This window comes from Frigoribacterium sp. AC759, assembly GCF_979256015.1.
In genome coordinates this window covers 323432-332627 of record NZ_CEEDMT010000002.1, presented here as the reverse complement: position 1 = coordinate 332627, position 9196 = coordinate 323432, and the positions used below count along the sequence as shown (strand labels likewise).

12 protein-coding genes and 1 pseudogene are annotated in these 9196 nt (G+C 70.6%); 5 read left to right on the top strand and 8 right to left on the bottom strand.

All coding sequences use genetic code 11. The features are described 5' to 3' along the window. Positions 1-1044 (top strand): TDT family transporter (locus ACZ6JE_RS04475; RefSeq protein ID WP_464318304.1); only part of this gene is annotated, 1044 nt, incomplete at its 5' end. 32 nt (positions 1045-1076) lie between these two features. Here ACZ6JE_RS04475 and ACZ6JE_RS04470 read toward each other — a convergent pair. The 8 genes and pseudogenes from ACZ6JE_RS04470 to ACZ6JE_RS04435 form a co-directional block, all read right to left on the bottom strand. Further along, positions 1077-1538, bottom strand: a complete 462-nt coding sequence (locus ACZ6JE_RS04470; protein ID WP_464318303.1) for a hypothetical protein — start codon at positions 1536-1538, stop codon at positions 1077-1079. 62 nt (positions 1539-1600) lie between these two features. Beyond that, positions 1601-1975 (bottom strand): fluoride efflux transporter FluC, encoded by a 375-nt coding sequence (locus tag ACZ6JE_RS04465; protein ID WP_464318310.1) that lies wholly within the window; start codon positions 1973-1975, stop codon positions 1601-1603. Further along, entirely contained in the window at positions 1975-2511 is a 537-nt protein-coding gene (locus ACZ6JE_RS04460) for a fluoride efflux transporter FluC (protein ID WP_464318302.1), read from the bottom strand. The genes ACZ6JE_RS04465 and ACZ6JE_RS04460 overlap by 1 nt, the downstream gene beginning before the upstream one ends. After that, on the bottom strand, positions 2508-3200 hold the full coding sequence (locus tag ACZ6JE_RS04455) for a hypothetical protein (protein ID WP_464318301.1): 693 nt from the start codon (positions 3198-3200) through the stop codon (positions 2508-2510). Before ACZ6JE_RS04455 ends, ACZ6JE_RS04460 begins: the two co-directional genes overlap by 4 nt. A gap of 1 nt (position 3201) precedes the next feature. Beyond that, complete coding sequence (locus tag ACZ6JE_RS04450; protein WP_464318300.1) at positions 3202-3951, bottom strand: 2,3-bisphosphoglycerate-dependent phosphoglycerate mutase; 750 nt, start codon at positions 3949-3951, stop codon at positions 3202-3204. 163 nt (positions 3952-4114) lie between these two features. After that, positions 4115-4231, bottom strand: a pseudogene (locus ACZ6JE_RS04445) (VIT1/CCC1 transporter family protein); the annotation flags it as partial. 67 nt (positions 4232-4298) lie between these two features. After that, on the bottom strand, positions 4299-4796 hold the full coding sequence (locus ACZ6JE_RS04440; RefSeq protein ID WP_464318299.1) for a DUF2231 domain-containing protein: 498 nt from the start codon (positions 4794-4796) through the stop codon (positions 4299-4301). 236 nt (positions 4797-5032) lie between these two features. Next, positions 5033-5830, bottom strand: a complete 798-nt coding sequence (locus ACZ6JE_RS04435; protein WP_464318298.1) for a COG4705 family protein — start codon at positions 5828-5830, stop codon at positions 5033-5035. A 118-nt stretch (positions 5831-5948) separates the two neighbouring features. On the opposite strand from ACZ6JE_RS04435, the gene ACZ6JE_RS04430 reads away from it, so the two are divergent. Genes ACZ6JE_RS04430 through ACZ6JE_RS04415 form a run of 4 tightly spaced genes read left to right on the top strand, consistent with a single transcriptional unit; the run spans position 5949 to position 9115 of the window. Then, positions 5949-6749 (top strand): phosphatase PAP2 family protein, encoded by an 801-nt coding sequence (locus ACZ6JE_RS04430; protein WP_464318297.1) that lies wholly within the window; start codon positions 5949-5951, stop codon positions 6747-6749. Next, complete coding sequence (locus ACZ6JE_RS04425) at positions 6746-7405, top strand: DedA family protein (RefSeq protein ID WP_464318296.1); 660 nt, start codon at positions 6746-6748, stop codon at positions 7403-7405. Before ACZ6JE_RS04430 ends, ACZ6JE_RS04425 begins: the two co-directional genes overlap by 4 nt. Then, positions 7392-8063, top strand: coding sequence for a response regulator transcription factor (locus ACZ6JE_RS04420; protein WP_463462807.1), 672 nt, complete (start codon positions 7392-7394; stop codon positions 8061-8063). Before ACZ6JE_RS04425 ends, ACZ6JE_RS04420 begins: the two co-directional genes overlap by 14 nt. Further along, positions 8060-9115, top strand: a complete 1056-nt coding sequence (locus ACZ6JE_RS04415) for a sensor histidine kinase (RefSeq protein WP_464318295.1) — start codon at positions 8060-8062, stop codon at positions 9113-9115. The genes ACZ6JE_RS04420 and ACZ6JE_RS04415 overlap by 4 nt, the downstream gene beginning before the upstream one ends. The last annotated feature ends 81 nt before the right edge of the window (positions 9116-9196 follow it).

The window sequence follows — 9196 nt, the reverse complement described above, 5'->3', positions numbered from 1 at the left end:
TTCGCGTCGATCATGGGGACCGGCATCGTCGCCAACGCCGCGGCGACCCTGCCGTTGCAGTTCCCGGGGCTGCGCCCCGCCGCGACCATCGTCTGGGCACTGGCCAGCGTGTTGTTGGTCGCTCTCAGCGCGGCGACCGTCATGCACTGGGTGCGTTACCGAGCCACCGCGCGGGGGCATCGACTCAATCCGGTGATGGCGCACTTCTACGGGGCACCGCCCATGGCGCTGCTGACCGTCGGCGCCGGCACCCTGCTGTTGGGTGAAGACGTCCTCGGGACGCCCCTGGCGGTCGGCATCGACTGGGTGCTGTGGACCATCGGTACGGTGCTCGGCCTCGTCAGCGCGATCGCGGTCCCGTACCTGACGTTCACCCGGCACGACACGGCCCCCGACAGTGCGTTCGGCGGCTGGCTCATGCCCGTGGTGCCCCCGATGGTGTCTGCCTCGACCGGCGCGCTGCTGCTGCCCTTCCTGCCCGCGGGGCAGGCGAGGCAGAACATGCTCTGGGGGTGCTACGCGATGTTCGGGTTGTCGTTGCTGGCGTCGATCGTGATCATCACGCTGATCTGGTCACGCCTGGCCCAGCACAAGATCGGCCCGGCCGGCATGGTCCCGACCCTCTGGATCGTCCTCGGCCCCCTGGGGCAGTCGATCACCGCGGCCAACCTGCTCGGTGGCAACGCCCACCTCGCCGTCGACGAGGGAACCTCGCACGCCCTGTTCGTTTTCGGGCTCGTCTACGGTGTGCCCACTCTGGGATTCGCCCTGATGTGGGCGGCACTGGCATCGGCCATCACCATCCGCACCATCCGCCAGGGGCTCCCGTTCTCACTCACCTGGTGGTCGTTCACCTTCCCCGTCGGCACCTGCGTGACGGGCCTGAACGGTCTGGCCCTGCACACGGGACTCGTCGCGCTGCAGGTACTGGCGGTCGTGTTCTACATCGGGCTCGTCGGGGCCTGGATCACGGTCGCCGTGCGCACCTTCCACGGCAGCGTCATACGCGGAACGCTCCTCGCGCCTCCCCGTCCCCTGCCCTGACCGCGGACGACGAGGGTGCGTGGGGGAGCGGCTCAGATCGAACAGGCGTCGTTCCAGTCACGGCGATAGGCCTCGGGGTCACTGACGTCGACGATGGCCGAGGCGGCGCCCTTGGGCTCGTCACGCGACCGGTAGCTCTCGAACGCCACCGCACTGCGGTCGTTGCTCGCCGGATCACGCACCCCGGAGGCTTCCACCCACAGAGTCCAGTTCCACCGCGTCCGGACGCCAGGCTGCAACGCGCCCTCGCCGACGACCAGCACCACGTCCGCGCCGGCGGGCGGGGACTCGAAGTCCGTGTCCGTGAATGCTCGAACGGACGACGTGAGGCCTCTCGCCCTGATCTCCCGAGCCAACTGACCGCCCATGTCCGAGAGATGCTCGCCAGCATCGCCATCCACGGCCACGATGCCTCCATCGGAGGGAAGCCGATTCAGCATCTCGGAAACCAGGTCATGGATGACGGTGTCGCTCATCTTGCTCATGTTGCTCATGTTGCTCTCCCTGCGATTCGTCGGCAAGGCGATCCCGACATGGCGTGGCGCCCGATGACCGATCATGCCGTGCCGATGGTGAGGCCGACGAGCCCGGCAGCGACGGCGAGAAGCAGCATGCCCGCGCCGTTGGCGATTCCGGCGACCCATCTCCTCTCGGCTACGAGGCGCACGGTCTCGACGCTGGCGGTGCTGAACGTGGTGTAGCCGCCCATGAGTCCGCCGCCCGCGACGAGCAGCCACTCTCGGGGCATCCCCGCGTGGTCGGCGAGACCGGTGAGCAAGCCGAGCACGAACGACCCGCTGACATTGATGACCATGGTCGCCAGCGGAATGGGGGCCGACCACGTGCTGCGGACGACGCCGTCGACGACGAGGCGCAGGGCCGCACCCGCACCACCGGCGACCGCGATCGCGACGAAGAGCCATGGGGCGATCACGACGCCACCTCAGAACGACGGTGGAGGACGGCACCGACGGTGATGCCGGCCCAGGAAGCCACGGCGCCGAGCACGACCGATCCCACACCGTAGGCGATGGAGATCGGCAGCGCGTCACCGAGCAGGGTCGCGGTGTCGACCGCGAGGGCGCTGTAGGTGGTGAACCCGCCGAGAACGCCTGTCCCGATGAGGAGGCGCAGGTCGCGTCGGCGACCCGCGTCCGGCCCACGTCGCACCAACGACTCGAGCAGGAGGCCGAGCGCGAACGCACCGACGACATTGATCAGCAGGATCGTCACGGGGATGCTGCCCGGTGGTGCGGGGAAGCTCAACGACAGGGCTTCGCGCAGGCCCGTGCCGATCGTGCCACCGAGGGTGACGAGTCCGATGAACCGCCACCGCAGGTGCACGGGTCGTTCGGTGCCCGTGGAGTCGTCGACATCGAGGTCCGGGTTCTGGCCCAGCCCTTCGAACTCGTCGCCTCGCCTCGAAGGCAGCGGCGGAAACGGTGAGTCGGGTGAGGGGGTGGTCATGCATCGTCCTTCATGCTGAGGCCGTAGGGGAGTCCGGGCTGATCGGCTTCGATGTCGGTGAGGCGGTTGTACTTGCAGACCCGCTCCCCGCGTGCGGGGGCACCGGATTTGATCTGGCCGACCCCGGTGCCGACGACGAGGTCGGCGATGAACGTGTCGGTGGTCTCCCCGGAGCGGTGCGACACCATGCAGGCCATGCCGTACGACCGGGCGGTGGCGATCGCGTCGAGGGTCTGGCTGACAGAGCCGATCTGGTTCGGCTTGATGAGGACGGCGTCCGACCAGCCCTTCTCGGCACCTTCGGCGATCCTTTCGGGGTCGGTCACGTAGAGGTCGTCGCCGACGAGCTGCACGCGGCCGCCGGCCCAGGGACGTGAGGTGAGGAGGTCGCTGATCTCGGTGGTGACCATCTCTGCCGCTCTCCGGACGCCCTTGCCACCGAACGCTGCACCTCCGTCTCGGAGCTCCACGGCCTCGTGGGCACCGGTCGAGGCTCCTGCGGGGGCGGCGCCCGAGACGAGGGTGCCGTCGGCGAGTTCGAGGTCGACCTGGACGGTAGGAAATCCTCGGGAGTCCAGGATCGACCGTCCGAGAACCGACACGATCGAGATGGGGTGGGCTCCACCGTGGGTGACGTAGGTGCCGACGTCGTGGGTGTGGATGGTGCGGTTGCTGATGTAGTCGTTCATGTCAGGTTCCTCCTTCGTGGGTGATGACCGCAGCGGCGAGGGCTGCTGCGGCCGGGTCGAGATACGTGCCGCCCCGCGTCAGCGGACGCCCATCGGAGGCGAGGTCGTAGATCAGGGGGTGGCCGGTCGGGATGTTGAGCGCGGCGACCTCGAGTGGGGTGAGCGCGTCGAGCAACAGGCAGAGTGCGCGGAGGCTGTTACCGTGGCCCATCACGAGCACGGTGCCGCCGGCGGCACCGGCCCCGGCCGCCTCGGCGATGGGCCGGACCCGGGCGATGACGTCGAGCAGGCTCTCGGCCCGGGTGCGGTTCGAGGGTTCCACATGGCGAAGGGCGTCCTGAGCCCACAGCTTCGCGAACAGCGCGTCAGAGGACGGCGGGGGCGGGGTGTCCAGTGAGCGCCGCCACAGGGTGAAGTCCTCCTCGCCGGCTGAGCGGCGAACATCCGCCTTGGTCCGCCCGGTCAGGTCGCCGTAGTCGCGTTCCCGGAGTCGCACGTCGACGGTGAGGGGCTCGGACCACCGGTTCTCGGCGACCATGATGCGGGCGGTCTCGGTCGCACGGGCCAGCGGCGAGCACAGGATCGACGCCGGGCGGAAACCCGCCTCGTCGAGCAGGTGTGCAGCACGGCGGGCTTCTTCCCGGCCCCTGGTCGTGAGGGGTGAGTCGGTGATGCCGGTGAAGAGCCCGTCGGTGTTGGCCTGGCTCTGGCCGTGCCGCACGAGGGTGATCCGGGTCGTATCGGCGGTCATGGGGTCTCCTATCTCGGTGTCTGGGCACGCCAGTGGTTGAGATAGGGACTGTTGTCGACCTGAGTCGAGGTTGGTGACGGCGAGCCCCACCGCCGTGGCGTTTCCGCCATCCTCAGTGAAGCACTTATCTGATCAGGGTGCACCTGTCGAGCGACATTCCCGAGGAGACGATTCCGCCGTTCGCGCCGAGGACGCCGGCACGGAGCCAATTGAGGCGACCGGCAAGGCTCCCGGCGCGGGGCTCGTCGGGATCGGTCGGGAGAGGTGACGCGTCGGTCATGACGCCATGACAGCACCCGAGGCGTCAGGCTGCCACGCAGAGGAGCCTGCCCTCGCCAGTCCGGGTGTCATCCGTCGCTCGAGTCCGACCAGACGGCCTCCGCGCCGGAGTGGCCGATCCGGACCGTCGTGACGATCCCGCCGATGCTCGTCCCCATGGCCAGGACGATCAACAGGGCGCCCACGATCAGTCGTGCGCTGCCACGGACCGCAGGACGAGGCCGCTGCTCTTCAGGGGTGAGCACCCAGTGTTGCCAGGCCCACTGCGCCACAGCGACCACGAACACCGCGATCGCCCAGGGAAGAAGGGTGTCGCCCAGTTCCGTGTGGGTCTCGAGAAGGGCGCTCCCGCCGACCCGCTCCTCCAGCGACTCGCCGGACGATGTCGCGAGTGGAACGGCGATCAGCGAGACCAGGGCGATCAGTGGAGTGATGATGCCGAGTCGTCGACGCAGTGCGGGCCAGAACGCCCCGACCAGGACGAGCAGGGACGCCGTCGGGAACGCGACGGTCACCAGGTGGACGATGAGCGGGTGCAAGGGGAGGCCGTCGAGCTGCCAGTCCATGGATGTGCTTCTCTTTCTCGCAGTTCACAGCGACCGAGTCGCGATCGATGCCCGGGGTGGGGTTGAGGAGGAACCCCGGAGTGACTCTCGCGCCTCGGCTCCCAGAATCCCCCCAGAACCACGCTGGGCAGCGATGACCCGGGTGCTGGCGAGAAAGCGCCCGGAACGTCCCACGAGCGGGGCGGAGACGAGGCGGCCCAGGATGTTTCTGGGCTCAGCGGCGCATCCCTCCACGCTTATGTACGCAGCGCCGTGCTCGCCGGTCGTCGCACCGTGAGCACGACGACGAGGGCCGCGATCGCGGCCAGGAACACCACGCTCGTGACGGTCGACCCGAGGCCGAGCCCGTCGTCCGCGACCGGCTGCGACAGGAAATCTCCGACGGAGGCGCCGAACGGCCGGGTGAGGACGTACGCGGCCCAGAAGGCGAGCACCGACCCGACGCCGGCGAACCGGTGGGCCAGGGCGACGACGGCGATGGCCGCCGCGAACAGCAGCGCCGAGGGCAGGTAGCCGAGCGCGAGCTGCTCGCCGAGCAGGTCGCCGACCGCGGTGCCGAGGGCGAAGGTCATCAACACGGCGGCCCAGTAGAAGGCCTCGCGACGCGGGGTCGTGACCTCGTGGATCGACAGGGTGCCCTCGACGCGGTGCCAGGCGACGAACACGACGGCCAGCGCCACCGCGAAGACGGCCGTCGACACCCACAGGCTGACGCCGAGCGAGTCGGTCAGCGTGTCGGTGAGGAGGGTGCCGACGACGCTGACCAGCACGACCGCGAGCCAGTACACGACGGGCACGTAGGCCCGAGTCCTGAACTGCACGACCAGCGCAACGACGAGCAGGGCAGCCATTACCACACTCGTCACGGTCAGCCCGAGTCCGAGGCCGTCGGCGAGGAAGTCGGCGAAGGTCTCGCCGACGGTGGTGCAGAGCACCTTGATCACCCAGAAGGCGACGGTGATCTCGGGGACCTTGTTGAGCCGGGCCCGGCGGTCGGAGGCCGTGGCCCCGGTCGGAACAGCGCGTGTCGTCATGCGAAGACGGTCGCGTGTCGCCTCCCAGAAATCGCCCAGAGCCCGAGACGAGGAGGCGCGGGTCGGCCCGCCAGGGCAACTGGGCGGTTTCTGGGACGGCCGGGCGGAGGCTCGGCGCATGACCGTCCTGCACAGTCCGACCTCGTCGGCGCTCCCTCGCGACCGCACCGCGCCTCCTCTGTTCCCGGCCGTCCGCGCCGTCGTCCGCGACGGGGCGTGGGCGGCGTGGGGCGCGACCGGCATCGCCGGCGTCGTCGTCGCCGGGCTGCTGATCACCTCGGGCGCGAGCGGCGTGAGCGAGGTCGACCTCGACCTCGTGCAGCGCGCGAGCCGGGCGCACGTGCCGGTGCTCGACGAGGCCTCCTTGCTCGTGGATCGCCTGCTCGCGCCGCAGCTGGGCGCAGCCCTCGTGCTGCTGCTGGTCGTGGCGGTGTGGGTCGTGAGCCGTCGCGCGGCTGCCGCCCTCACGGTGCTCGGCGTCGCTGTCGGGCCATGGGCCGCGGCCGAGCTGGTCAAGCTCGTCGTGCAGCGCGACCGACCCGACCCAGGGCTCCTCGTCGACCCGCTGATCATCGAGCCGCACTCATTCTCGTTCCCGAGTGGCCACACGGCCCTCGCGACAGGGCTCGCACTCGCACTGGTCCTGATCGCCTGGGGGCGTCGCCGCGCACGAGTCGTCATCGCCCTGTGCGGGGCGGCGGTGGTGGTCGTCGCGCTGTCGCGCGTCTGGGTGGGCGTGCACTACCCGAGCGACACACTCGCCTCGGTCGTGCTCGGCTGCTCGGTGGTGGCGCTGGCACTGCCGCCGTGGCTGCGCCTCCTCGACCGGATCGAACAGCGCTCGGGGTCTGCCCACCCCGTCGGGCCGTCGGCACCGAACCCCTCCGCGACCACCGACCCAGGACGGACCCGCTCATGAGCATCCTCGACCCCCAGACCCTCCTCGCCGGCATGGGCCCGTGGGCCCTCGCCGGCCTGTCGCTGATGATCTTCGTCGAGTCGGGCCTGCTGTTCCCGTTCCTTCCGGGCGACTCGCTGCTCGTCACGGCAGGGCTGCTGCACCAGAGCCTCGGTCTGAGCGTCGCGATCATCGCGCTCTGCGCGTTCCTCGCCGCGGCGGCCGGCGACCAGGTCGGCTTCTTCCTCGGGCACAGGTTCGGACGCCGCTGGTTCCGCCCCGACGCCCGCGTGCTCAAGACAGCGCACCTGGAGCAGGCCGAGGCGTTCTTCGAGCGGCACGGCGGCAAGGCGCTCGTCCTCGGCCGGTTCGTGCCGGTCGTCCGCACCTTCGTGCCCCTCGCCGCCGGCACGAGCGGCTACCCGTACCGGAAGTTCATCGTGTGGAACCTCACGGGCGCGTTCCTGTGGGCCGTCGGCATGACGGTGCTCGGATCGCTGCTCGGTGGCCTACCGTTCGTGGCAGACCACATCGACCTGCTCGCCGTCGGGCTCGTCGTCGTGTCGGTGCTGCCGATCGTGGTCACCGCCCTGCGGCGATCGCACGCCGCCCGGGCCGAGCAGAGGGTCGCGGCGACCACGACGAGAGACGAGGAGGCGGTGGGTGACCGGTCCTGACACGCGCCCGCGCCTCCTGCTGGTCGAGGACGACCCGGCGCTCGGGCCCATCGTGGCCGACGTGCTCGGCGAGGCCTGGCAGGTCGACCTCGTGACCGACGGCCGACGCGGGCTCGAGGCCGCTCGGGCAGGAGGGCACGCGGTCCTCGTCGTCGACCGCCGCCTCCCCGGGCTCCAGGGCACCGAGCTCGTCGCGACCCTCCGTCGGGAGCACGTGACGACCCCCGTGCTGATGCTGACGGCGCTCGGCACGACCGCCGACCGGGTCGCGGGGCTCGACGGCGGCGCCGACGACTACCTCGTCAAGCCGTTCGAGTTCGACGAGCTGTTCGCCCGGCTGCGCGCCCTGACGCGGTCGTTCGCCGTCGAGGAGCGCTGGCTCGACGTGGGGGAGGCACGCCTGTATCCCGAGAGCCGCATCGTCGTCACTCCCTGGTCCAGCCGCGTGGTGCTGAGCGAGCGGGAGAGCGCCTTGCTCGCCGAGCTCGCGCGACGCCCGGACCACACCTTCGACAGGGCCGACCTGCTCGCGCGGGTGTTCCCGCACGGGGAGCAGCTCGGCACCGTCGACACCTACGTCAGCTACCTGCGCCGCAAGATCGACCGCGACGTCGTGCTCACCGTGCGCGGGCACGGGTACCGGGTGGGTGCCCTGTGACCGGACGTCGAGGGCCGGCCCGTGGTCGGGCGGATCCCGAGGCCGCGGCCCTGCAGGCCGCCGCCCGGTCGATCGGCCGACAGATCGTGCTCGTGTCGGGCCTCGTCGTGGTTGGCGCCCTCGCTCTGACCATCGCGTGGGTGCTTCACCAGACCGTCCCGCAGGAGCGACTCGAGCAGGTCGCCGCGGCGGGCCAGGGCGAGGTCCTCGTCTCGGCCACGGACGTCGTGGCCGGCCTCGTCGTCCTCGGCGTCGCAGGCGTCGTCTTCGCCGGGCTCGTCACGGTCGTGATCGCCCGCCGTGCCGTCCGGCCGCTCGGCGAGGCCCTCCGGCTGCAGCGCCAGTTCGTCGCCGACGCGAGCCACGAGCTGCGCACGCCCCTCGCCGTGCTCGACGCCCGACTGCAGGCCCTGCAGCGCAAGATCGCCGGAGGAGCGGCAACCGCCGACGAGCACGTCACCTCCAACCTGGCCAGGCTCCGCGACGACTCGCGGGCCCTGGTCGACATCGTCGGCGACCTGCTCGAGGCAGCGGGTGGCGACCCTGCCGGCCCGGCTGTCGTGCCCGACGCGGTACTCCTCGACGACGTGGTCGCGGACGTCCTGCGGTCGATGTCCGTGCTCGCCGACGAGCGCGACGTGGTCTTGCGGCACGACAGCAGGACCGCCTCGTGGGTCCGAGTGCCGCGCGCGAGCCTCCGACGGGCGGTGCTGTCCCTGCTCGACAACGCGATCGGCCACGCGCCTCCCGGCTCGATCGTCACTCTGTCGACCCGGCAGGAGCGCGGCTCGGCCGTGTTCGCGATCAGCGACGAGGGACCAGGGATCACAGGCATCGAGCCCGCGCGTGTCTTCGACCGGTTCGCCCGGTCTGAGCCGGCAGACGGAGACTCGCGGCGTGCCAGCGGCGGCACCCGACCGAGCTTCGGAATCGGTCTCGCCCTCGTGAGGGAGATCGCCGTCCGCCACGGAGGCAGCGTTCGGGTCGCTTCGACTTCTCCCGCGGGTACGACGCTCGAGCTGCTCCTTCCAGTCTCCACCGACACGACCTGACGCGAATCGTCGAGCGTGTCCCGAGAGGTCGCTCGGCGTCGACGCCGGAGGTCTCTTGACGTCGGCCCTCCGGCGAGAGAC